A 23,244-nucleotide genomic window follows, 5' to 3' on the forward strand; every position below is an offset into this window, starting at 1 on the left:
CGATGAATGTCGGAGCGAACGACCTCATCTCACCGCTCCCCTTGGTCGAGACCATGCCCGGTGTGTACCGCAGCGACCCGATGACGCAGGCGCTGTGCGCGGTCTTCGACGACCTGCTCGCCCCGGTGTTCGCGGTTCTCGACGGTTTCCCCGCGTACCTCGATCCGGCCACCACACCGGAGGACATGCTGGACTGGCTGGCCGCCTGGATAGGCCTGTCGTTCGACGGCCACGTCGATGCGCAGCGCAAGCGGGAACTGGTCATGTCCGGTGTGGCGCTGACGCCATGGCGGGGCACCACCAGAAGCCTTCGCGCCGAGATCAATTCGGTGTTCGACGAGGAGGTCGAGATCACGGAGCACGGGGCGGGGGATGCGCCGATACTGCTGGTCAGGCTGATCACTGACACGCCCGATCGGGTCGACCTGAGCCGCCTCGACGCGATCGTCGCCGCGGCGAAACCCGCCCACCTGCCGCACCGGGTCGACGTCGTCGCCCGCGCCGATCACCACCCGACGGCCAACTCCGCCTGAATGCGGGCGCATTCCCGACGACTGAGTTCGGCGGCGCTGGCGTCACCGCCCATCTCGTGCAACTCGGCCATCAACAACCAGGGGCCCTCCTGGTACGGATCGAGGTCGACCGACCGCTGCGCCGCGGCCAGCGCGTCGGCTCCCCTGCCCCGCGAACGGTAATCCGCCGCCAGGCTCGCCGCGGCCGAGGCGGCGGCGCGACGTAATCGCTGCCGTTCGTCGTCCACCGGATCGGCGACCGCACCGGGCAGGAGATCTCCCGCGTACACCGCCAACGCCCGCCGGCGCGCCGCCATCCGGGCGTCGACGTCGCCGCGGGCGGATGCCGCGGCCGCCGATGTCATCGCGGCGCCGAACTCGACGACGTCGATGACCGATCCGGCGGGCAGGCCGAGTCGGTAGCACTCCCCGCGACGCTCGACGGTGACCGAGCCGTCACCGAACAGATTGCGCACACTGGACACCGCCACCTGAAGCCGGTGACACGCAACCGCGTGCGGCGCACCCGGCCACAACGCGTCCTCGAGGAACTCGCGGTGGTGATCGACACCGGGTGCGAGCGCCAGCAGTTGCAGCACGTTGCGCGCCTGCGGTCTCAACCGGCCGAGGTCGACCGGCACCCCGCCGACCTCGATGCGGAACTCACCGAAGCAACGAACCTCAACCGGCACCGCACGCGGCTCCCGTGTCCTGGTGTCGGTGCACCACCGCGTCAGCGTCGGCGCGTCCAGCTCGGTGAATCGGTCTGCGGCGTCTGCGAGTTCGACCGGCGTCATGCCGAGAGCCTTCTTGCTCAGTCCGACCGCCAGGGTCAGCAGGGCAGCACCCCACACATCGCCGCGAGCGTCACAGGCCGCGATCACCTCGGCGCAGCACTCCAGTCGCCATGGGGCGTCACCGGACCGGGCGAGCACAAGTTGCTGCAACCCGTGCGCAAGACGGGCAAGCCAGGGCAGCCCATTGACCTCGGCGAGTGCCGCGAGGTCGCCGGGGCCCGTTGAGTGGCACGGCCCGGCCGCATCGACGCATAGCACGTCGAGCATCTCCCATGCCAGATCGGCGGCGATCGCCACTGTCGCACTGGCACTTTCGTCACGCCGCACCGAAGCGATCACCTCGCGCGCCAAGTCGTTCTCACCGGCGACCACCGCCAGCAGACCGTGAGCGAGCCGGACCCCGGCGGCACCGGTCGTCGCGGCCGGCGCGCGCAGGTCCGGCAGTTCACGCAGTCCGTCACGCAGCACCCGACTCCAGTGCCGGAACGCCGGCGAGCCGCCACCCGTCGCCGGCAGCCAGCCCGCCACCGCCTGCGCCTCCGACATGCAGATACCGCTGAAACCTGGTTCGTCATAGCAACTCTGGGTGAACAGGTAGGCATCCCTGGCGGCTTGCAGCGCGCCGTCGCGGGCGAGCCGGCGGGCATTGGCCAAGGCCAGCCAGGGATCACGCTGGAAAGTCACAGGCGGGAGGAGATCCTCCCCGATCCCGTCAGCACCGGCTCTGCGGATGAGGCGAGAGACCGCAGGCCAGTCCTCGGCCTTGGCGAACGCCTTGGTGGCCGAACGCAGATCACCGAGCGACTCCAGCACCACGCCGCTGCGGGCGTACCAGGCCCGCGCCCCGTCGCTGCCGTACTCCTCCACCAGCGCCAACTCGAGATGGTTCTGCAGCACCTCGTGGTACCGGAAGTGCAGACCGTCATCGTCGGTCGAGGTGAAAAGCTGCTCCCGGTCGAGCATCTCGAGCACCCGGTGACTGCCGTCGGTGTTGAGCAGTGCATCACAGGCGGGACCGGACAGTCGGCCGAGCGTGCAGGTACGCAGTAGGAACACCCGTCGCTCATCGGGTAACGCGCCCAGTACGTTGCGGGCCAGATAGGACCGGACCAACTTCGACCGTCCACCGAGATCGGAGACCGCCTGGTGGCGCTCGGCTGCGCTGCGCCCGGCGGTTGCGAGGTGGAACAACTGCAGACCTGCCGCCCATCCCCCGGTGCGCCGGGTCAGGGCTGCGGCGGCCTCCGGACGCAGGGGCTGGCGGTAGACGTTGGCGAACAGCTCTTCGACTTCCCAGGATCGGAAACGCAATTGGTCGCTGCCGATTTCGTGGAATGTGCCGGAGACCTGCAGCCGGGGGATGTTGATGTCGGGGGTTCGCCGGGATCCGAGGATCACGCGCAGCCGTCGGGGGCGCAATGACACGAACCGCTCGAGTGCATGCTCTGCAGGGGTGTCGGCGATCTCGTGCAGGTCGTCGAGGATCACCACCGCACGAGGACCGGACCAGTTGTCCAGGGCAGTCAGTAACGCGTCCATCGAGCGGACGTCACCGGTTCCGCACACGGGGCCCAGCGCGGCGGCGAGGTGCGCGACGAATCGCGCTTCGGGTCCGTCGTCGTCGGTGACCCGGTACCACCCGACCGGAGCGCTGCTCGTCGCGGCCACCCGGGACAGCAGCGTGGTCTTGCCGGACCCGGCGGGTGCGACCACCGAATCGACGACCGCGGACGGTCCGTCGAGCAGCGCCTGCTCCAGGCGCGCACGCACCAGGCCGGTCGGCTCGGGGGCTCGCAGCTTCTCGCGGAAGACGACGCCGCCGCACCGCACCCCAGTACCCATAACCGCCACCCCCACGATCCGCGGACCGAATCTACGGCGACTCACCGGCCGGCGGCGTGAGTAGCCGACTACTCGATTTCCCCGCGGGCTGTCTGCGCACGGCGGCCGCCAGTTCCGCCCGGTCACGCAGATCCAGCTTCGCGCAGGACCGGTAGATGTGGTTTTCGACCGTTCGCACAGACACCGTCAACCGGTCGGCCACCTCACGATTCGTCAAGCCCTCGGCGACCAGCACCGCAACCTCGTGCTCGCGGGAACTCAGCGGGAGCGGGCGCGCGGCGGATCTGATGGCGGGCGTGACGGCGCCGCCGCATTGCACTGCCAATTTCAGCGCCCGCCCCGCTGAGTGAGCGCCCGTCTGCGGCCGCCCGGCCAGGTCGTGGAAAACGGCTGCCTGGGCGGCGGTGTCCGACGCCGACAGGAGGTAACCCGCGTCCTCGTAATCGCGGCTCACCGCGTCGAGGCGGTCGGCGTCCGCGGAGGCGAGGGCGGCCGCGTGGCGGGAATGCAGATTGACCACACCACCGTCGACCACCCGTGCCAGCACCGCCAGACGGGAGGCCACCGCCCGGTCACCGAACCGGGCCGCGTGGTGCAGCGCCTCGGCCTCGACGGCGAGTTGCCCGGACCGGTGCGCCAGGTCCGCCGCGGCGCGCGCCAGGTCGATCGCGGTGCGCTCACCGCCACGAGCCGCCACCATCCACGCCTTCGCGATCAGTGCCTGCGGATGGTGCAGGGCCATGTGGGGTCCGAGGTGTTCGGTCGTCTCACCCAGCACCCGTTCGGCGTTCTTCGTATCGCCGAGCGCCGCGTAGGCCCGCACCAGCAGGAGCCGCGCCACGAGCCGCCACGGCATCGAGTTCTCCGCGTTCAGCGCCGCGAGCGCCTGCTCGAGAGAGGACACCGCGGCCGGGAAGCGGCCGCGGTACACCTCGACGCAGCCCGCCATGATCTTCGTGATCGCCCATCCGACGAACTGTCCGGACGACGAGAACCTGGCGTACTGTGCCACCGCGACATCGGCTGCGTCGAGTTCACCCGAGTACACCCGCGCGATGACCAGGCCGTAACGGATCATGAACCGGATCATCCCGTCGGTCGGGGTCAGACCTGTTCGGCAGAGCGCAGCGATCGGTTCGAAACTGATCCCGCGGCCGATCACGGGAAGCGCCAGCCCTGCTGCTAGAGCGGCGAATTCAACAGCCTGCTCCGGCGCGTCGGGGTTGTCGATCACACTCTGCGCGGCGCGTAGACCCTCGGTGATCCTGTTCTCGTGCACGGCCATCGCCGCGCCCACAGCAGTCACGATCGCACGCAGCGCGGGGTGTGCGACCCGACCGCCCAACAGGACGAGAAGTCGGTGTGCGCGCTCGACGTCACCCATCGACCAGAACAGAATCGACAGCCGCGGCACTCCCCAGAGCACGAGTTGCGATTCGTCGAGCGTCGCGGGATCGAATCGGGCCAGGACATCGTCGGCCTCGGCTGCGCGCCCCTGCCACAGCAAGGCCCTCGACAGCAGACCGGCCGCCCGGAGATCACCGTTGCGATCGAGAGCCAGCCGCGCAAACCGTTCCGCCACCTCCAGATTCGCCAAGAACAGGGCGTCCTTACCCGCGTCGATGAGAAACGCGTCGTCGACCTCACGGTCGCTTCCGACGTAGAGTTCGGCGAGCCGGATGCGACTCGCCGCCGAATCGGGTTCCCGGTTCGAGAGCACGTCGAGGATGCGGCCACGCAGCCGCCGTGCGGACGCGGTGCCGATGCGCCGCCGTATCACGTCTCCGAACAGCGGATGACTTATCCGGGCGTTGAGCAGACCACCGTCTTGAACGATACGGATCAGCCCTTGTGTTTCACCGGCGTCGACCGCCTCCGGCCCCACCAACTCGCACAGCGAGTCCAGGTCGAGCGGTTCGTACAGCGCAAGCACCTTCAGCGCCGACAGCGCCTCGCTGCCCGCACGGTCGAGACGATCCTCCAGCAGCGCCACCATTCCGGCCGACAATGTTGCGTGGCCGCGCAGCTGCCAGACGCCGTTCACCTCGGTGAGCGCGCCGTCCGCCAGCGCACCTTCGACCAGGTGCCGCAGAAACAACGGGTTGCCGGTCGAGAAATTCCACATCACGTCGGCGGACAACTCCTCAACGGTGCCCCGCAGCACTCTTTGCAGCAGCGAAATGCATTGAGGCTTGGTGAACGGATGCAACTCCAAGCGCTCGAGAATTCCGTCCTTCCACAGGGACGTCACCGCATCGGGAACCGCTTCGCCGCTCCTCACCGTGGCCACGATTCGACCGCTGCCCTCCACAGCCACCTGATGGAGCAACGTCGCCGACAGCTGGTCGAGTAGGTGGGCGTCGTCGATTCCGAGGACCGTGTCGTCGCGTTCGAGGAGCGACTCGCGGGCCGACATGAGTAGGGCGATCGGGTCGCGTGCGGCGGTCACGGTGACCCACGGCGCGAAGGCGCCGAGCGGAATGACCTTCGACGATTCCGTGCAGGCGGCCCACCGGATCGACGGCACCGTCGCGGTCGCCGCCCTTGCCAGTGTCGTCTTGCCGACACCTGCCTCACCGACCAGCACGACGCCCCGCTTGTTTGCATCGGTGAGCGCGGAACGGATGATGTCTCGTTCCACGGCGCGGTCGAGCAACAACCAATGGTTGCTCATGCATGGGAGTCTAGATTTTCACCGTCCCCAACGGCCGTTCCTTTTCAGGCCACACCACAATTCGTTGATCACGTAAGAGACCGGGAAATATCACGTTGATAGCTGGGACCGTCGACAGCACGGCTCGTGAATGCATATATCCATAGAACGAAAAGGTCCGACATTGCCGGTTTCATTGTCGAAAATCTGGCATCGACGAAAAACGCGCCGGTCCGTCATTGTTCGACCGGTCGGTCTCCCCAGCCGGAGTTCTTCACCACGTCCAGGAACGTGAGCGAGCTGCCGTTGACCAGCTCGTGCAGATGGGCGGGGAACGTGAACGGCGGCGCCTTCAACGGGTTGGCCGCCGTGCCACGCGCGATGAGGTCGGTGATCGCGTAGCCGAGATCGTGCCGCGGCCATGCCTCGAGCACCCGTTCGACGAAACCGGGTGAGAGCAGCTGCCTGTCGAAACCGTTGATGTCGAGCGAGATTCCGGAGAACGACACGGCCTGCTCGGTGCCGAACCGGTCGGCCAGGCCGACGCTGGTGTGCAGTGCGATGCCCTCCCACACCGTGCGGGCCCGCCCGTCGTCGACCCCGTGCTCGCGCAGGAACCGCACCGCGGCGTCGGCGCCGTCGACCTCGAACCGCTGATCCCCGTCGCCGTGGTCGGTGACGCCGAGGTCGTGCAGGACGCAGGTGAGGTAGACGAGCTCGTCGTCATAGTCTCTGCCGTCGCGCAGACCCTTCGCGGCGGCGAGTTCCCGCGCGAAGAGATAGCTGCGGACGGTGTGGTTGGCGATGCACTCCGTCGACACGTCGAGCACCAGATCCAATGCGGCGGAGCAGACTTCGGTATCCGGCAGATCCCACGAGTTCGTCATGTCCCCCAGCGTGCTCCGGCTGACCGGCGCGCGGAAGTGGCTAGATCGTCAACACCCGACAAAATCTGGCCATACCCTTGGCTTTCGTAACGGCGTTACGTAACGTCGTGACGATGAGCGGCACCGTGACCTATGACCTGACCGAATCCGTCGCCACCATCGCGATGGACGACGGCAAAGCCAACGTCCTCTCCCCGACCATGCAGGCCAACCTCAACGAGGCCTTCGACCGCGCGGAGAAGGACGATTCAAAAGCCGTTGTCCTGGCGGGCAATCAGAAGCTGTTCAGCGGCGGCTTCGACCTGGCGGTGTTCGCCTCCGGTGACGCGCAGGCCGCCCTCGGCATGCTCACCGGCGGGTTCGAACTCGCCGTGCGCTGCCTGACCTTCCCGAAGCCGGTGATCATGGCCGCGACCGGGCCCGCCATCGCGATGGGCTCGTTCCTGCTGCTGTCCGGCGACGTCCGGATCGGCTCACCGCGCTCGCGCTGCCAGGCCAACGAGGTCGCGATCGGCATGGTGCTGCCGATCAGCGCGATCGAACTCATGCGGATGCGGTTGACCCCGGCGGCATTCCAGCGCGGCGCCTCGATGGCCGCGACGTTCGCCGGTGACGCCGCGATCGCCGCCGGGTGGCTCGACGAGGTGGTGGAGCAGGACGCGGTGCTCACCCGCGCCCAGGAGGTGGCGGCCGAGGCCGCGGCCACGCTGAACCTCGGCGCCCACCTCGCCTCCAAGCTCAAGGTCCGCGACCAGGCACTGCAGGCCATCCGCGCCGGAATCGACGGGCTGGCAACGGAGTTCGGCGGCTAGGCCTCCATGCCGAGAGCCAAGCAGCGCACCCCCGAACTGCGGGACCGGCTGCTGGAGGTCGCGGTCGCGACGCTCAACGACGAGGGCGTCGCACGCCTGACCACCCGCCGCGTCGCCGAGCGGGCGGGCACATCGGTGCCCGCGGTCTACGAGCTGTTCGACGACAAGGCCGGGCTCGTGCGGGCGATCTTCTTCGAGGGCTTCCGGCGGCTGGGCCGCGACCTGGCGTCCGCGCCGGTGACCGACGACCCGGTCGCCGACGTCGAGGCGCTCGTCCCGGTGTTCCGTCGCTTCTGCCTGGACTCGCCACGGCTGGCGCAGGTGATGTTCTCCCGGCCGTTCGCCGACTTCGATCCGGGCCCTGAGGAATTGGCCGCCGGCGAGGCGGTGCGCGACATCTTCCTCGACCGCATCCAGCGCTGTCTCGACGAGGGCGCGCTGGCCGGCGATGCGGTGGACATCGCACACGTGCTGCTCGCAATGGCCAAGGGCCTCGCCGTGCAGGAGGCCGGCTGCTGGCTGGGCACGACGGCCCGCTCGGTCGAGCGACGGTGGCGCCTCGGCGTGCGCGCGCTGCTGACGGGATTCTCGTGATTTCGGCGTGCGCGGTCGCGCTGAGCGCGACCTGCCACGCCGAAATCGCCACGCGGAAGTTGAGGCGGATGCCCCATGCCCGCCGCGGGTGTCCCGTCGCAGCATCGGTGGCATGACCACACAACCCACCCCCCAGGCGGCCGCCCAGGCGACCGCGACCCAGCCCCTCCCCGCCGGGGACGACGAGCGCGTCGTCGGCTTCGGCGTGATGGGCCTGCCCTTCACCAGCGGCCACTACCTCGCCTACCGCGACTTCCCGGCGTCGTCGTTCTCCCCCGCCTACCTGTCGGTGTGGCACCGCACCCCCGACGGGGTGTGGACGTTCTACGCCACCACCCCCGGCGCGCAGAGCTGTTCGCGCTACTTCAGCTCCGCCACCACCGTCGACCCCGTCGTCTGCGACATCACCGCGACGTGGACGACACCGTGGACGCTCGACATCTCGATTCCCGGCGTCCTGCAGTGGCGGGTCGACATCACCGCGACCCCCACGACGCGGGCACTCACCGCCGTCGGCACCCACCTGCCCGCCAGGACGTGGACCAGCCCCACGGCGCTCGGCGTCCTCGGCCGAATGGTCGGCCCGATGCTCGGCGCCGGCAGCATCCGGCTGACGGGAACGGCGTCCAACGGCCAGCACTTCCGGGTCGGACCCAAACGGGTCTGGCTGGTCTCCGACTCCACCGCGACGGTGCACGGCGAGGACCTCGGACCCACCGGACCGCTGCCCCGGCAGGCCCGCCTGGCCGACTTCCGGCTCCCCCAGCGCGGTATCTGCGTCGTCGGGCAGGGCTTGTTCGACCCGTTCGACACCCACCGGCACCGCGACGCGGACCGGCTTTCCCTGACCTGAAGACCACGCCATGACGACGGCGCACAATCAGGTCGTGACCAGTCGCCCGCAGGCCGCGGGACTCCCGACACGTGCGGAAGTCCTCGCGGCCCTGTCGGTGGCCATCGACCTCGGGCTCGGTCAGCCCGCCGAGCACATGCTCCGGTCGGCGTTGATCGCCACCCGGCTCGCCGACCGGTTGGGACTGACACGGGCCCAGCGCGACTGCGTGTACTACGCGACGCTGATCATGTGGATCGGCTGCCACGCCGACTCCCACGAGTACGCGCGGTGGTTCGGCGACGACATCGCGGTGCGCCGGGCGTCCTACCTCGTCGACTGGTCCGGGCTGCCCTATCAGCGTTTCCTGCTGGCCAACATCGCCCACGGTGAACCGCTGCTGCAGCGGCTGCGGACCGCGACGGCACTGTATGCCGATGCGCGCGGCCACATCACACGGCTCATCCACTCCCACTGCGCGTCGGCGGCGATGCTCGCCGAGCGGATCGGTCTGGACGACGACGTCCGGCGCGCGGTGGGGTTCACCTTCGAGCGGTTCGACGGCGGCGGACTGCCCGACGGTGCGTCCGGCGACGCGATCCCGATCGAGATGCGGGTGGCGCAGTTCGCGGATCTGCTGGAGGTGCACCACCGCGGCTACGGCGTCGAGGGTGCGGTCGCGATGGCCCGCAGCCGGCGCGGCGGTCAGTTCGACCCGGCGGTGGTGGATGCGTTCTTCACCGACCCCGACGCGCTGCTGTCGACGCCGGTGGCCGTCTGGACGACGGCACTGCAGCAGGCACCGGACCGGCACACCCGGCTCGACGCGTCCGGGCTCGACGCCCTGTTGGTCGCGCTCGGCGACTTCGTCGACCTCAAATGTCCCTTCACGGCCGGACATTCACGGGCGGTCGCCGCACTGGCGGCCGACGCGGCGACCGCACTGGGTCTCGACGGCGAGGCGGTGGCGCTGACCCGCCGGGCCGGCCACGTCCACGACATCGGCCGCATCGGGGTGTCGAACCAGGTGTGGTCGAAGGGGTCGGCGCTGAGCACGGCGGAGTTCGAACGGGTGCGGCTGCATCCCTACCTGACCGAGCGGATCCTGCGCCAGGTGCCCGGGCTCGCGCAGGTGGCCGCCGTCGCCTCCAACCACCACGAGCGTCTCGACGGGACCGGATACCCGCGCGGGCTCGGTGCGCGGGAGCTGACGATGCCCGATCGCGTCCTCGCGGCGGCCGTCGCGTTCCAGGCGGCGTGCGAACCCCGGCCGTACCGCGCGCAGATGACGGCGGGTGATGCGGCCCGCCGCGTGCAGCGACGGGTGCGCGACGGTGGTCTGGACCCGGCCGCAGCCGAGGCGGTGCTGCAGGCTGCGGGCCAACCGGCCGGCCCGGGTCCGCGTCAGGGGGCGCTGACCGCCCGCGAGGCCGAGGTGCTGTGTCTGGTCGCGCAGGGGGCGACGAACAAGGAGATCGCGGCGCGGCTCGTGATCAGCGAGAAGACCGCGCGCAACCATGTGGAGCGCACGTACGCCAAGATCGGCGTGTCCAACCGGGTCGCGGCGAGCCTGTACGCCCTCGAGCACGGACTCCTCGGTCGCCCGGCCTAGACGGGGTGATGGTGTCTGGTGTCCGGATGCTCGCTCTGCCAGAGGCGTTCGATGCGCAGCACCCGCCGGTGCTCCAGTGCGATCAGGCCGCCTCCGGCGGTGACGATGGCACCGGTGACGAGCGCCAGTGGCAGGACCAGGTGGCCTTCGCCGTACGCCGCGGACGCCACGATGGCCGCCAGCCCGATGACGCCGAGCGCGATCAACAGCAGTCCGGGAAACCAGAGGGTGTCGATCATGGACTCGCCCGCCCTCGGCTGATAGGTCCGTGCGTGGTCGACGGGATCGTGATGCGCGCCCTTCATCGCATCCTTCTTTCTTCGAGAGACATCCCCAGGTTACGCCTGTAGTGATGCGCATCACATGACGTAAGACTGACAAGATGGGCCGGGTGAGCGACGTCTGGGGCCGGGTGTGGCGGAACGGTGAACCGCAGGACGACTTCGAGTTCTCCCGCATCTCCGACTGCCTCGTCGAGCCGGGGACCCTGGTGTGGGCCGACGTGTACGCCTCCGACCACGCCATCCTCAAAGAACTCGCCCACGAACTGGGTCTCAACGAGTGGGCCGTCGAGGACGCCGTCGCCGAGGCCGAGCGCACGAAGGCCACCGTCTACGCGACGCACACGTTCTTCACCGTCTACAGCGTCGACACCCAGGTGCCGGAGAGCGACACCGAGTCAGCGCTCGCGATCCACCGGATCTCCGCCTTCGTGCTGCCGCAGGGTCTGATCACCGTGCGGTTGTCGTCGGACTTCGACATCGACGCGGTCTCGGCGCGCTTCGACGAACTCGGCGGTCAGGAGTTCGGCGTCGGCGCGCTCGTGCACGCCCTGCTCGACACCGTGGTCGACAGCCACTTCACCGCCGTGCAGTACCTCGACGACGCCATCGAGGAGATCGAAGACGCGTTGTTCTCCGACTCGATGCCGCGAGGAGGGTTGCAGCGCACCACTTTCCAATTGCGCAAGGACCTCGTGCACCTGCGGCGGGTGGTGCTGCCGATGCGGGAGGTCGTCAACTCGATCCAGCACCGCCGCCTGGACGCGAGGATGTCGCCCGAGCTCGACCCGCGGTACGCCGACCTCTACGACCACGTGCTGCGCGCGTCGGAGTGGACCGAATCGCTGCGCGACATGATCACGACCGTCTTCGAGACGAACCTGTCGCTGCAGGACGCGCGCCTCAACATGGTGATGAAGAAGCTAACCGGCTGGGCCGCGATCATCGCGGTGCCGACCGCGATCACCGGTTTCTACGGGCAGAACGTCATGTACCCGGGCATCGAGACGGTCGGGGGGTTCCTCACGAGTTCGGCGGTCATCGTGCTGCTCGTCGCGATCCTCTACGTGATGTTCAAACGCCGCGACTGGCTCTGAGGCCGGGGGCCGTTCATCCGCCCTATGCCCCGTTTCGACACCAGGGCTGTGCATCCGGTGACCGGCACGGCGATCCACAGCCCTGGCGTCGAAAACCGGCATGGAAACCAAAACGACCTGTCGTCCCGAGAGTCGGGGCTGTCAGTGGGCCCGGCGATCATCGCGGCATGCACCCGATCGTGGGCTCCGAGGAGATGGCCGCCGGAAGGCTGACGCGCGCGGCGCTGCGGTGGAACTACACCGCCATCCACCCGAACATCTACCTGCCCAAGGACGCGCCCCGCACGCCCAATGCCAGGATTCTCTCCGCTTACCTGTGGACCGGACGAAAGGGCATCATCGCGGGACGGGCCGCCGCCCGCGAACACGGCGTCTACTGGGCTCTGACGACCCATGACGTCGACGTGATCGCCAAGCACCGCAGGCCCGTACCCGGTGTGGAGATCCACGACGAACGCATCGGACAGGATGAGATAAGCGGCGGCGAACCACTACTGACCTCGCCCGCCCGCACCGCTCTGGACATCGGCCGCCGCCTCCCGCGCGCAGAAGCGTTGACCGTTCTCGACGCGCTCGCCGCCCAAACAGGGGTGACGGTGGCAGAGGTGCAGGAGCTGGCCGCCCGCTACCCGGGCATGCGGGGGATTCCCGCAGCGAGGGAGGTCGTCAATCTGATGGACGCCGGGTCAGGATCACGCGAGGAGACGCTGCTTCGGTTGTCCCTCGTGGACTACGGCCTGCCCAGACCGACGACCGACATCGTGTTGGAGGACAAACACTGGTCGGCGCGCATCGCCATGGGATGGGAGTGGGCGAGAGTCGGGGTCAGCTTCGACCCGGGCGGCTCCCGCGACGTCTACTCGGATGTGCAGCGCCTCAATACCGACGAACTGGTCCAGCGGTTGGGATGGTTGCACATTCGCGCGCACCCACAGCGCGTACCGCAACTGGTTCGGTTCCAGGTGAGAGAGGCGCTCCTGTCGCGCGGCTACCGCAGGCGGCAGTGGCTGCTGACCAGAGCGGCGGCCATGCGGTAGTCGTCGTCGGCGTTGAGGCTGAGCACACCGACCACCTCGCCGCCGGCCTCGTACCAGACCGTGAACCCGTCGCGGTGGTCGACGAGCCGGGCGTGCTCGTACGGCACACCCCAGCCGCGGTACTTGAGCCGGGCCTCGCCGATCTCGCAGTGGAAGCCGGGCACCTTCGCCCACGCGGTCGGCGAGCCGGCGGCGGACGCACCGGCGATCTCCCCCTGGTCGGCCGCGTCGCGCCAGTGTTCGGTCGGGATCGGCCTGCCCGCGGTCACGTTGTACGCCAGCGCGACGTCGCCCGCGGCGAACACATTGGGCGCCGACGTGTGCATGTGCTCGTTGACGACGATTCGGCCGCCCTGGGTGTGGATCCCCGCTCGTTCGGCCAACCGGGCGTCCGGGCGCACCCCGGTCGCGGCGACGACGAGGTCGCCGTCGAGTGCGGCGCCGTCGTCCAGCGTCACCCCGTCCTCCCGCACCGCCACCACCCGCGTCGGTCCGATGAACCGAACCCCGCTGTCCGACAACAGCTTCGCGATGCGCTCCCCGGCGTCGAGGCCGAACCGGCGCAGCAGCGGGACCGGTTCGCCTGCCACCATCGTCGTGGCGATGCCGTTGGCCGCCAGACACGCCGCCGCCTCGCAGCCGATCAACCCGCCGCCGATCACCACCGCCGAACGCGCCTGCAGGGCGGTCATGCGGATGGCGACGGCGTCGGCGAGCGACCGCAGGTGCAGTGCGTTCTCCGCGCCCGGCACGTCGAGCGGGACGGGTGCGGCGCCGGGTGCCAGGACCAGGTTCCAGTAGGGATAGGACCGTCCGCCGCGGGTGATCACCTCGCGGGCGTCGACGTCGATGTGGTCGACGGTGATGCCGCGGACGAGTTCGAGGCGGCGCTTGTCGAACCAGTCCGGCGTGTGCAGGTCGACGTGGTGTTCGCCGCCGCAGAGGAACTCCTTGCTCAGCGGCGGCTTCGCATAGGGCATCGCCGGGTCGGCGGTGAGGATCTGCACGCGCAGGTGGGGATGGCGCTGGCGGAATGCCGCGGCTGCGCTGAGCCCCGCCGGTCCGCTGCCGACGGCGATCAGCCCTGACGACGTTGCCACGCCCGGTGAGTACCACCGGTGGGGCCGGCTTACGCGCAGTTCGGGGTTGGTATCCGGTTATATGCATGTGCTATGCATATAACCGTGCCGCCCACCCGCTACGACCATCTCGACGAGCTGCTCACCCGGATCCACATCCTCCGGCAGCGGCCCGAATGGCGGCGGCAACTACTCGCGGACATCGCGCCGGTGGCGACGGTGTCGACGCTGCGGGCGCTGCGCGCGGTCGAGCAGTGTGAGAAGGGCGGGCGCGGGGCATCCATCGGCGATGTCGCCGAGTACATGGCCGTCGAGCATTCGACGGCCAGCCGGACCGTCGCGACCGTCGTCGCCGCCGGGCTGTTGAACAAGACCCTCGCCCCCGACGATCAGCGCCGCTGCGTGCTGATGCTGACCGACGCCGGGCGCGATGCGCTGGCCGCGGTGACCGACCGCCGCCGCGAGATCGTCGCCGACGTGGTGTCCGACTGGCCCGACACCGACGTCGACGCACTCGTCGGCCTGCTCGACCGGCTCGTGCTCGACTTCGAGCGCGGGGTGCGCGCATGACCGCGCAGACGACTGCCGCGCCGCAGGCGCGCGGTGCCCTCGGGCTGATGTTCGACCCGGTCTTCGGGGCGTTGTTCTGGGGCAAGATGTTCTCGGTCGTCGCCGTGTGGACGCACGGCATCATCGCGGCGATCGTCATGTACGAGGCGACGGGTTCGGCGCTGATGGTCGGCCTGGTCGGCGTCGTGCAGTTCGGACCGCAGTTGATCCTCAGCCCGGTCAGCGGCAAGTGGGCCGACACCGGCAACCCGGCGCGGCAGATCCTGCTCGGCCGGGTGCTGTGCATGGTGGGGTCCGGGTCGATCGCGGTGTGGTTGGCGATCACCGAGGCGCAGGCCGCGCTGGCGGTGCTGCTCGGCACGCTGCTGGTCGGGGTCGGATTCGTGGTGGGCGGCCCGGCGATGCAGTCGATCGTGCCGAACCTCATCCGCACCGGCGAGCTGTCGACGGCCATGGCGCTCAACAGCATTCCGATGACGGTCGGCCGGATGATCGGCCCGGTCATCGGCGCCTACCTGGCCGCACACCTCGGCTACGCCGAAGGGTTCGCGGCCAGCGCGGGCCTGCACCTGATCTTCGCGATCTTCCTGCTGGTGGTCCGCTTCCCCGCTCCCCCGGTGCGGCGCGAAGGGGCGGACTACCGGGTGCGCGCGGCGCTGAAGTACGTGTGGCGCGACAAGCCGTTGTTCCTGGCGCTGCTGGCGGTGACGACGGTCGGGTTCGCCGCGGACTCGTCGATCACGCTGACGCCGTCGATGGCCGACGCGCTGGGCGGGGACACCCGACTCGTCGGTGCGCTGTCTGCGGTGTTCGGGGTCGGTGCGGCGCTCGGCATGGCGGTGCTGGCGCTGTTGCGCGGGCGGATCGCGGCCGGCTGGGTGTCGTCGGTCGGGTTGTGGCTGTTGTGCGCCGGATGCGCTGTCCTGGCGTTCGGGACGGTGACGCCGGTCGCGGTGGCCGGGTTCTGGCTCGCCGGTCTCGGCTTCGGCTGGGCGATGACGGGCCTGAGCACGGTGGTGCAGGAGCGGGCGCCCGAGGAGCTGCGGGGCCGGATCATGGCGCTGTGGCTGGTCGGGTTCCTGGGGTCGCGGCCCATCGCGGCGGCCGTACTCGGCGGCGCGGCCGACGCGGTGAACGTGTTCGTGGCGTTCGGCATCGCGGCGGCGTCGGTGGTGGGCATCGCGGTGATGTGCCGGCCGTCGACGCTGACCGGCGGCCTGCCCACTTCGCGAGACTGAAACCACGCAGCAGAAGTGCGAGCGGGGGCCTGCGCGAGTTCAGCCTCGACTCACTGCGAGCCCTACACCGTCGCCGCGACCGGCGGCCCGATCTCCTGCTCCAGCTCCCGGATCACCCGCGCCAGCTCGTCGACCAGCCAACTCGAACTGCGGCCGCGGTACACCTCGAGCAGCGACTTGTAGTACCAGAGATGGTCCTGCGGATCGGCGGTGCTGAACCGCTCCCACAGCGGCGGCCCGAGCCGGCGTAGATCCCGCAGGATCGCCCGCGCATTGTCGAGCTTGTCGGCCAGCGACACCAGAATCGTGGCGTCGGACGCCTTGCCCACGTGCGCGATGTAGTCCTCTTTGCGCTGCCGCCACGGCGGCTTCGGCGTGACCATCGTGTCGCTGCACTCGTCGACGATGTCGGCGACCTCCGGCCCGAACTTCGTCCGGATCTCGTCGAGCGTCTGCTCCCCGCCCTGATCCTCGGCCGCATCGTGCAACAGCCCGGCGATCGCTTCGGTCTCGGTGCCGCCGCCCTCGATCACCAGCCCCGCCACCGACAGCAGATGCCCGATGTACGGGATGTCGCTGCCCTTGCGGGTCTGGCTCCGGTGCAGCGCGGACGCATAGGCGAGCGCTTCGTCGAACCGTTCGGTCAATCGCATGTGTTCTCCTTCCTCGACAACCGGATGCCCGGCTTGCCCACGATCAGTCGGACCCTCGCTCTATCGTTTGGGTCGATGCCATTCCATCTGCACCGGGCGGAGCGCACCGACCTCCTGGCCGACGGACTCGGTGCCCTGCTGTCCACTCCCCTGGCCGACCCGTTCGCCGAGGAACTCGTGCTCGTCCCGGCGAAGGGCGTCGAGCGGTGGCTGAGCCAGCGGCTCTCGCACGTCCTCGGCCGCGGTTCCGGCGACGACGGGGTCTGCGCGGGCATCACATTCCGCAATCCGCGGTCCCTCATCGCCGACATTACCGGTACCCGGGACGACGACCCCTGGGCCCCCGACTCGCTGGTCTGGCCGCTGCTCGAGGTCATCGACGACAACCTCGACCAACCGTGGTGCACCACGCTCGCCACCCACCTCGGCCATTTCGAACACGGCGAGGAGCAGGAGCTCCGCCAGAGCCGCCGCTACGCCGTCGCCCGCCGTCTCGCCGGCCTGTTCGCCTCCTACGCCCGCCAGCGCCCCGGACTCCTCGTCGACTGGCTCGCCGGCGACCCCGCAGACCTCGACGACGATCTGCACTGGCAGCCGCATCTCTGGCGACACCTCGTCGACCGCGTACCCGCCGACCCACCGCACATCCGGCACGCCAAAACCGTTGCCCGCCTGCATGAGTCACCCAGCGACCTGCCCGAACGGCTGTCGCTGTTCGGCCACACCCGGCTGCCCTCCACCGAGGTCGAACTGCTCGACGCGCTCGCCACCCACCACGATCTGCACCTGTGGCTGCCGCACCCCAGCGACGACCTGTGGACCACCCTCGAACCCCACCGCGGCGCCGTGCGCCGCCGCGAGGACAACACCCACCGCGAGGTCGGCCACCCGCTGCTCGCCACCCTCGGCCGCGACCTGCGCGAACTGCAGCGCAGCCTGCCCGACGACGCGCAGACCGACGAGTATCTGGGCACCGCCGACCACCCCGACACCCTGCTCGGCTGGCTGCAGTCCGACATCGCCGCCAACGCGGTCCGCCCCGACGGCCGCCGACTGCACGACCACGACCGCTCGGTCCAGGTGCACAGCTGTCACGGCGCCGCCCGCCAGATCGACGTCCTGCGCGAGGTGCTGCTCGGCCTGCTCGTCGACGACCCGACGCTCGAACCCCGCGACATCCTCGTCATGTGCCCGGACATCGAGCACTACGCACCGCTGATCGTCGCCGGCTTCGGCCTCGGCGACGTGATCCACGGCGCGCACCCGGCGCATCGGTTGCGCGTCAAACTCGCCGACCGCGCGCTCACCCAGACCAACCCGTTGCTCGGCGTCGCCGCCCAACTCCTCGCGCTCGCCGGCGGCCGCGCCACCGCCACCGAGGTGCTCAACCTCGCCGAGGCCCCGTCGATCCGGGCGCGGTTCACCTTCAGCGACGACGACCTCGACGCGATCGGTGACTGGGTACGCGAGGCCAACATCCGGTGGGGGTTCGACCGCGAGCACCGCCACCCCTACGGCGTCGACTTCGTCCAGAACACCTGGCGTTTCGGACTCGACCGGGTGCTCGCCGGCGTCGCCATGTCCGACGACTCGCACGCCTGGCTCGACACCACGCTGCCCCTCGACGACGTCGGCAGCGACCGCGTCGAACTCGCCGGCCGCCTCGCCGAATACGTCGACCGACTGCAGCATTGCGTCGAAAACCTCAGCGGCACAAGGCCACTCCATGAATGGCTCGATGCGCTGCGCACCGGTATCGACCAGCTGACCAGCGTTCCAGACGACGACACCTGGCAGACCAGCCAACTGGAGCGCGAGTTCGCCGACGTCCTCACCCAGGCCGGCCCCCGCAAAGACACCCTGCTGCGCCTGCCCGACGTCAAGGCCCTGCTCGACCGCCACCTCGCCGGACGGCCCACCCGGGCCAACTTCCGCACCGGCACGTTGACGGTGTGCACGATGGTGCCGATGCGTTCGGTCCCGCACCGGGTGGTGTGCCTGGTGGGTCTCGACGACGGGGCGTTCCCGCGCCTGGGCGTGGTCGACGGCGACGACGCACTGGCCCGCGACCCGATGACCGGTGAACGCGACATCCGCTCGGAGGACCGCCAACTGCTGCTCGACGCGATCGGCGCGGCGACGGAGAGGCTTGTCGTCACCTACACCGGCGCCAACGAGTACTCCGGGCAGCGCAAACCCCCGGCGGTGCCGCTGGTCGAATTGCTCGACGCACTCGACGTCACCACCGAGGCCCCGGTCCGCGAGCAGATCCTCGTCGAACATCCGTTGCAGCCCTTCGACGTTCGTAACGTCACCCCGGGCGCACTCGGCGTACCCGGCACACCGTTCACGTTCGACTCGACGGCGCTGACCGCCGCGACCGTCGCGTCCGGGGACCGCGCCGAGCGGCCGGGTCTGCTCACCCACCCGCTGCCCGCGCCTCCGGAGGACGACGTCGCGCTCGACGACCTGATCGGCTTCTTCAAGGATCCGGTCAGGGGGTTCTTCCGGGCGCTGGACTTCACGCTGCCGTGGGACGTCGACGCCGTCGAGGACGCCATGCCGGTGGAGATCGACGCGCTGGCCGAATGGCAGGTCGGTGAACGGATGCTCGATGACATGCTGCGCGGCCTCAATCCCGAACAGGCCCAACAGGCGGAGTGGCGGCGCGGTTCGCTGCCGCCCGGCCGACTCGGCTGGCGCAAGGCGCAGGAGTTGCGCGATCAGGCCGCCGCGCTGGCCACCGCGGCGCACCGGCACCGACGGCAACCGCCCCGGGCGTATGACGTCGACATCCACCTCGGTGGCGGCCGCCGCGTCACCGGCACGGTCCCGAAGGTGTACGGCGACCGCACGGTCACCGTCACGTACTCCAAACTCGACGGCCGCCACCTGCTGGCGTCGTGGATCCAGTTGGCGGCGTTGAGCGCTCAAATGCCCGGTACGGACTGGGCGGCGGTGTGCATCGGCCGCCCGAAGCGGGGCACCACCCCGCGGGAACGGATGCTCGGCGCGCCCGGGGATGCCGCCGGCGTGCTGCAGGATCTGGTGAACATGTACGACGCGGGGCGGCGTGAGCCGATTCCGTTGCCGCCGAAGACGTCCTATGCGTGGGCCGAGGCGCGTCACAGTCGTGGAGACGCGGAGCGGGAGGCGCGGTACCGCTGGAAGTCGGACCGCTACCCGGGTGAGGACGCCGAACCGGCCAACGTACGGGTGTGGGGGGCGCACGCCCCGCTGGACACCCTGCTCGCGGCGGGCATGGACGGCTACGCCGGACGCCTGTGGCTGCCGATGCTGGAAGCCGAGAGGGACCCCGACTGATGGACAGCTTTGACCTGCTCGGCCCACTGCCTGCGCCCCTCACCACGACGGTGCTGGAGGCCAGTGCGGGCACCGGCAAGACGTTCGCGCTCGCGGGTCTGGTGACGCGGTACATCGCCGAGGGGGCCGCGACGCTCGACCAGATGCTGCTCGTGACGTTCGGCCGGGCGGCCAGTCAGGAACTGCGGGAGCGGGTGCGCAGTCAGATGCTCGACGCGCTGGTCGCCTTCGATGACCCGTCGACCGTCGGCGACAACCAACTCGTCGAGCACCTGATCGACGCCCCCGACGACGAACGGCACCTGCGCAAGCAGCGGCTCAGGGACGCGTTGGCCGGTTTCGACGCCGCCACGATCGCCACCACGCACCAGTTCTGCCAGCTGGTCCTGAAATCGCTTGGCGTGGCCGGGGATACGGATACCGGTGTGCAGCTCGTGGAGAGCCTCGACGACCTGACCGCCGAGATCGTCGACGATCTGTACCTCGCCCACTTCGGCCAGCAGCGGGACGATCCGGTGATGACCCGCGGTCAGGCGCTGGAGCTCGCCCGCGAGGTCGTCGGCAACGCCGGCACCGAACTGCGGCCGCAGAACCCGCCGCCCGGGACCGAGTCCGCGGTGCGCGTCGAGTTCGCCAAGGCGGTGTGCGCCGAACTCGAGCGACGGAAACGCCGGCTCGGCATCCTGCACTACGACGATCTGCTGTCCCGGCTGGCCAATGCGCTCACCGGCGAGGATTCCCCGGCCCGCACCCGCATGCACCGCCGCTGGTCGATCGTGATGGTCGACGAGTTCCAGGACACCGATCCGGTGCAGTGGCAGGTGCTCGACCGGGCGTTCACCGGGCGGTCGACGCTGATCCTGATCGGCGATCCCAAACAGGCGATCTACGCGTTCCGCGGCGGCGACATCGCCACCTACCTGCACGCCGCGAGCACGGCCGGCCACCGGCAAACCCTCGGCACGAACTGGCGCAGCGACGGCGATCTGGTCGACCGGCTGCAGGTCGTCTTGCGCGACGCCGAACTCGGCGACCCCGAGATCGTGGTGCGCCCCGTCGAGGCCCGGCACAAGGGCCACCGGCTCGCGGGGGCACCGCACAACGATCCCTTCCGGCTGCGCATCGTCTCCCGCGACACCTTCGGTATCCGCGGCGACCGCACCATCGCAATCGACCGGCTGCGAGCGCACATCAGCGCCGACCTCGCCGCCGACATCGGCCGGCTGCTGGCCAGCGGAGCGACGTTCTGCGACAAGAAGATCGAAGCCAAGGACATCGCGGTGATCGTCGAGAAACACAAGGACGCCCGCGCCTGCTTCGACGCGCTGTCGGTGGCCGGCATCCCCGCGGTCTACACCGGGGACTCCGACGTGTTCAACTCCCCCGCGGGTGACGACTGGCTGTGCCTGCTCGAAGCGTTCGACCAGCCGCACCGCTCGGGGCTGGTGCGCGCCGCGGCCACCACGATGTTCTTCGGCCGCACCGCCGAAGAGCTCGCCGCGCGGGGCGACCGGCTCACCGACGAGATCGCCGACCGGCTGCGCGAGTGGGCCGATCACGCCCGCGAGCGCGGCGTCGCCGCCATCTTCGAGGCGGCCAACATGACCGGTATGGGCAGGCGGGTGCTGTCCTGGCGCGACGGGGAGCGCCACATGACCGACCTCGCCCACCTGACGCAGGTGCTGCACGAGACCGCGCACCGCGAACACTTCAACCTGCCCGCCCTGCGGGACTGGCTGCGCACCCAACGCGAGGAGCGCAGCGGCGCCACCGAACGCAACCGCCGCCTCGACAACGACGCCGCGGCCGTGCAGATCATGACGGTCTGGGTCAGCAAGGGTCTGCAGTATCCGGTGGTGTACCTGCCGTTCGCGTTCAACCGCAACATCCAGACCCGCGACTGCGTGCTGTTCCACGACGACCGCACCCGCTGTCTGCACATCGGCGGCGACGACAGCCCCGACCACGCACAGGTCGAACGGCTCGGCCGCAAGGAGGCCGCCGGCGACGACGTACGCCTCACCTACGTCGCGCTGACCCGGGCGCAGTCCCAGGTGGTCGCGTGGTGGGCGCCGTCGTGGGACGAACCCAACGGCGGGCTGTCCCGGCTGCTGCGCGGGCGCGCCCCCGGGGAGACGACCGTCCCGGACCGCTGCGACCCGCCGAAACTCGACGATGCGGACGCCAGGACGGCGTTGCGCGCCTGGGCGGATCTCGGCGGCCCGGTGCTCGAGGACTCCGAGATCGCCGCACCCGCCGCACCCGAGCCCCGCGAACACCCGACGGACCTCGACGTGCGGCACTTCCACCGCGGCATCGACACCGCGTGGCGGCGCACGTCGTACTCGGGCCTGCTGCGGGCCGCCGAGGGCTCGCCGGCCGTCGCCGGGGTGACCAGCGAGCCCGAGGTCGGCGAACTCGACGACGAGGCCGCCGAGGTGCCGGTCAGCGAGAGCCACACCGACGTCGACCCGGTGCCGTCGCCGATGGCGGAGCTGCCGACGGGTGCGAAGTTCGGGTCGCTGGTGCACGCGGTGCTCGAACACGCCGATCCGTTCGCCGCCGACCTGAAGGCCGAACTCGAGCACAGGATCCGCGAACACATGGTGTGGTGGCCGGTCGACGTCGAGGCCGAGGCGCTGGCCGACGCGCTGCTGCCGATGCACGACACCCCGCTCGGCCCCCTCGTCCCCAACGTGACACTGCGGCAGATCGGGCTGCGGGATCGACTGCGGGAGTTGGACTTCGAGTTCCCGTTGGCCGGCGGCGACGTGCGCGGGGGTGCACCGGCGATCACGCTGGCCGACGTCGGCCACCTACTCGGCGCGCACCTGTCCGCCGACGACCCGATGGCGCCGTACGTCGACCGGCTCACCGACCGGGCGCTGGGCGGCCAGTCGCTCAAGGGGTACCTGACGGGTTCGATCGACGTGGTCCTGCGCGTCCGAGACACCACCGGGGTGCGCTACGTGGTGGCCGACTGGAAGACGAACTGGCTCGGTGAACCCGAAAAACCCCTGACCGCCGCCGATTACAGCCGGACCCGGATGGCCGAAACGATGCTGCACTCGGACTATCCGCTGCAGGCCCTGCTGTATTGCGTTGTCCTGCACCGGTTCCTGCGGTGGCGGCAACCGGGTTACGATCCGTCGAAGTATCTCGGCGGCGTGCTGTACCTGTTCGTGCGCGGGATGTGCGGGGCGTCCACACCGGTGGTCGACGGCGATCCGACCGGGGTGTTCAGCTGGCGGCCGCCCGCTTCGCTGATCGTGGCGCTGTCCGATCTGCTCGACGCCGGCGCCGCGGCGGCCTGATCAAGCCCGATCAACACTGACGGTTTGGTGAGAATCGGCCTGCCGGTTGCGGAAACGGGGGGTCGGCAACGTAGGGTTGGCGAAGGTTGAATAACCAGCCGCGGCATGTC

17 protein-coding genes are annotated in these 23,244 nt (G+C 69.8%); 11 read left to right on the forward strand and 6 right to left on the reverse strand.

The genetic code is table 11. The features are described from left to right. The first annotated feature begins 2 nt into the window (after positions 1–2). Positions 3–533 carry a phage tail protein gene (locus G6N49_RS18660; protein WP_011854729.1) on the forward strand — a complete coding sequence of 177 codons (531 nt, stop codon included), beginning with the start codon at positions 3–5 and terminating at the stop codon, positions 531–533. Here G6N49_RS18660 and G6N49_RS18665 read toward each other — a convergent pair. From G6N49_RS18665 to G6N49_RS18675, 3 genes are all read right to left on the reverse strand, one after another. Next, positions 506–3,151 carry an AfsR/SARP family transcriptional regulator gene (locus tag G6N49_RS18665; protein ID WP_083044919.1) on the reverse strand — a complete coding sequence of 882 codons (2,646 nt, stop codon included), beginning with the start codon at positions 3,149–3,151 and terminating at the stop codon, positions 506–508. The genes G6N49_RS18660 and G6N49_RS18665 overlap by 28 nt on opposite strands. A gap of 31 nt (positions 3,152–3,182) precedes the next feature. Beyond that, positions 3,183–5,825 carry a helix-turn-helix transcriptional regulator gene (locus tag G6N49_RS18670; RefSeq protein ID WP_083044918.1) on the reverse strand — a complete coding sequence of 881 codons (2,643 nt, stop codon included), beginning with the start codon at positions 5,823–5,825 and terminating at the stop codon, positions 3,183–3,185. A gap of 215 nt (positions 5,826–6,040) precedes the next feature. After that, positions 6,041–6,691, reverse strand: a complete 651-nt coding sequence (locus tag G6N49_RS18675) for an HD domain-containing protein (protein WP_083044917.1) — start codon at positions 6,689–6,691, stop codon at positions 6,041–6,043. A gap of 113 nt (positions 6,692–6,804) precedes the next feature. On the opposite strand from G6N49_RS18675, the gene G6N49_RS18680 reads away from it, so the two are divergent. The 4 genes from G6N49_RS18680 (at position 6,805) to G6N49_RS18695 (ending at position 10,541) form a co-directional block, all read left to right on the forward strand. Continuing rightward, the gene (locus tag G6N49_RS18680; RefSeq protein WP_011854725.1) at positions 6,805–7,503 is read left to right on the forward strand and encodes a crotonase/enoyl-CoA hydratase family protein; all 699 of its coding nucleotides are present in this window, start codon (positions 6,805–6,807) and stop codon (positions 7,501–7,503) included. Positions 7,504–7,509: 6 nt separating this feature from the next. Beyond that, on the forward strand, positions 7,510–8,097 hold the full coding sequence (locus tag G6N49_RS18685; protein ID WP_083044916.1) for a TetR/AcrR family transcriptional regulator: 588 nt from the start codon (positions 7,510–7,512) through the stop codon (positions 8,095–8,097). 112 nt (positions 8,098–8,209) lie between these two features. Then, positions 8,210–8,950 carry a hypothetical protein gene (locus G6N49_RS18690; RefSeq protein WP_083044915.1) on the forward strand — a complete coding sequence of 247 codons (741 nt, stop codon included), beginning with the start codon at positions 8,210–8,212 and terminating at the stop codon, positions 8,948–8,950. A 10-nt stretch (positions 8,951–8,960) separates the two neighbouring features. Continuing rightward, on the forward strand, positions 8,961–10,541 hold the full coding sequence (locus G6N49_RS18695; RefSeq protein ID WP_083044914.1) for an HD domain-containing phosphohydrolase: 1,581 nt from the start codon (positions 8,961–8,963) through the stop codon (positions 10,539–10,541). On the opposite strand, the gene usfY is transcribed toward G6N49_RS18695, so the two are convergent. Further along, complete coding sequence (gene usfY, locus G6N49_RS18700; protein WP_011854721.1) at positions 10,538–10,846, reverse strand: protein UsfY; 309 nt, start codon at positions 10,844–10,846, stop codon at positions 10,538–10,540. The genes G6N49_RS18695 and usfY overlap by 4 nt on opposite strands. 77 nt (positions 10,847–10,923) lie before the next feature. Between usfY and G6N49_RS18705 the strand changes: the two genes are divergently transcribed. Both G6N49_RS18705 and G6N49_RS18710 read left to right on the forward strand, forming a co-directional pair. Further along, the gene (locus G6N49_RS18705) at positions 10,924–11,919 is read left to right on the forward strand and encodes a magnesium transporter CorA family protein (RefSeq protein ID WP_011854720.1); all 996 of its coding nucleotides are present in this window, start codon (positions 10,924–10,926) and stop codon (positions 11,917–11,919) included. A gap of 167 nt (positions 11,920–12,086) precedes the next feature. After that, complete coding sequence (locus G6N49_RS18710; protein WP_083044913.1) at positions 12,087–12,956, forward strand: hypothetical protein; 870 nt, start codon at positions 12,087–12,089, stop codon at positions 12,954–12,956. Here G6N49_RS18710 and G6N49_RS18715 read toward each other — a convergent pair. Further along, positions 12,908–14,056, reverse strand: a complete 1,149-nt coding sequence (locus G6N49_RS18715) for an NAD(P)/FAD-dependent oxidoreductase (protein WP_064917284.1) — start codon at positions 14,054–14,056, stop codon at positions 12,908–12,910. The genes G6N49_RS18710 and G6N49_RS18715 overlap by 49 nt on opposite strands. Positions 14,057–14,128: 72 nt before the next feature. Between G6N49_RS18715 and G6N49_RS18720 the strand changes: the two genes are divergently transcribed. Both G6N49_RS18720 and G6N49_RS18725 read left to right on the forward strand, forming a co-directional pair. Beyond that, positions 14,129–14,605, forward strand: coding sequence for a MarR family winged helix-turn-helix transcriptional regulator (locus G6N49_RS18720; RefSeq protein WP_064917283.1), 477 nt, complete (start codon positions 14,129–14,131; stop codon positions 14,603–14,605). Then, positions 14,602–15,843, forward strand: coding sequence for an MFS transporter (locus tag G6N49_RS18725; RefSeq protein ID WP_064917282.1), 1,242 nt, complete (start codon positions 14,602–14,604; stop codon positions 15,841–15,843). Before G6N49_RS18720 ends, G6N49_RS18725 begins: the two co-directional genes overlap by 4 nt. A 62-nt stretch (positions 15,844–15,905) precedes the next feature. On the opposite strand, the gene G6N49_RS18730 is transcribed toward G6N49_RS18725, so the two are convergent. Continuing rightward, complete coding sequence (locus G6N49_RS18730; RefSeq protein ID WP_064874826.1) at positions 15,906–16,496, reverse strand: HD domain-containing protein; 591 nt, start codon at positions 16,494–16,496, stop codon at positions 15,906–15,908. Positions 16,497–16,571: 75 nt separating this feature from the next. On the opposite strand from G6N49_RS18730, the gene recC reads away from it, so the two are divergent. After that, positions 16,572–19,820 (forward strand): exodeoxyribonuclease V subunit gamma, encoded by a 3,249-nt coding sequence (gene recC, locus G6N49_RS18735; RefSeq protein ID WP_083044912.1) that lies wholly within the window; start codon positions 16,572–16,574, stop codon positions 19,818–19,820. After that, on the forward strand, positions 19,820–23,134 hold the full coding sequence (recB, locus tag G6N49_RS18740; protein WP_083044911.1) for an exodeoxyribonuclease V subunit beta: 3,315 nt from the start codon (positions 19,820–19,822) through the stop codon (positions 23,132–23,134). Before recC ends, recB begins: the two co-directional genes overlap by 1 nt. The last annotated feature ends 110 nt before the right edge of the window (positions 23,135–23,244 follow it).

The organism is Mycolicibacterium monacense (genome assembly GCF_010731575.1).
GTDB classification, from domain to species: Bacteria; Actinomycetota; Actinomycetes; order Mycobacteriales; family Mycobacteriaceae; genus Mycobacterium; species Mycobacterium monacense.

Excerpts from the sequence above, each read along its gene's own strand:
- G6N49_RS18690 (WP_083044915.1), top strand. The coding sequence starts at position 8,210 with ATGACCACACAACCCACCCCCCAGGCGGCCGCCCAGGCGACCGCGACC.
- G6N49_RS18680 (WP_011854725.1), top strand. The coding sequence starts at position 6,805 with ATGAGCGGCACCGTGACCTATGACCTGACCGAATCCGTCGCCACCATC.
- G6N49_RS18730 (WP_064874826.1), bottom strand. The coding sequence starts at position 16,496 with ATGCGATTGACCGAACGGTTCGACGAAGCGCTCGCCTATGCGTCCGCG.
- G6N49_RS18675 (WP_083044917.1), bottom strand. The coding sequence starts at position 6,691 with ATGACGAACTCGTGGGATCTGCCGGATACCGAAGTCTGCTCCGCCGCA.
- G6N49_RS18660 (WP_011854729.1), top strand. The coding sequence starts at position 3 with ATGAATGTCGGAGCGAACGACCTCATCTCACCGCTCCCCTTGGTCGAG.
- G6N49_RS18685 (WP_083044916.1), top strand. The coding sequence starts at position 7,510 with ATGCCGAGAGCCAAGCAGCGCACCCCCGAACTGCGGGACCGGCTGCTG.
- recC (WP_083044912.1), top strand. The coding sequence starts at position 16,572 with ATGCCATTCCATCTGCACCGGGCGGAGCGCACCGACCTCCTGGCCGAC.
- recB (WP_083044911.1), top strand. The coding sequence starts at position 19,820 with ATGGACAGCTTTGACCTGCTCGGCCCACTGCCTGCGCCCCTCACCACG.
- G6N49_RS18695 (WP_083044914.1), top strand. The coding sequence starts at position 8,961 with ATGACGACGGCGCACAATCAGGTCGTGACCAGTCGCCCGCAGGCCGCG.
- G6N49_RS18720 (WP_064917283.1), top strand. The coding sequence starts at position 14,129 with ATGCATATAACCGTGCCGCCCACCCGCTACGACCATCTCGACGAGCTG.
- G6N49_RS18710 (WP_083044913.1), top strand. The coding sequence starts at position 12,087 with ATGCACCCGATCGTGGGCTCCGAGGAGATGGCCGCCGGAAGGCTGACG.
- G6N49_RS18725 (WP_064917282.1), top strand. The coding sequence starts at position 14,602 with ATGACCGCGCAGACGACTGCCGCGCCGCAGGCGCGCGGTGCCCTCGGG.
- G6N49_RS18665 (WP_083044919.1), bottom strand. The coding sequence starts at position 3,151 with ATGGGTACTGGGGTGCGGTGCGGCGGCGTCGTCTTCCGCGAGAAGCTG.
- G6N49_RS18705 (WP_011854720.1), top strand. The coding sequence starts at position 10,924 with ATGGGCCGGGTGAGCGACGTCTGGGGCCGGGTGTGGCGGAACGGTGAA.
- G6N49_RS18670 (WP_083044918.1), bottom strand. The coding sequence starts at position 5,825 with ATGAGCAACCATTGGTTGTTGCTCGACCGCGCCGTGGAACGAGACATC.
- usfY (WP_011854721.1), bottom strand. The coding sequence starts at position 10,846 with ATGAAGGGCGCGCATCACGATCCCGTCGACCACGCACGGACCTATCAG.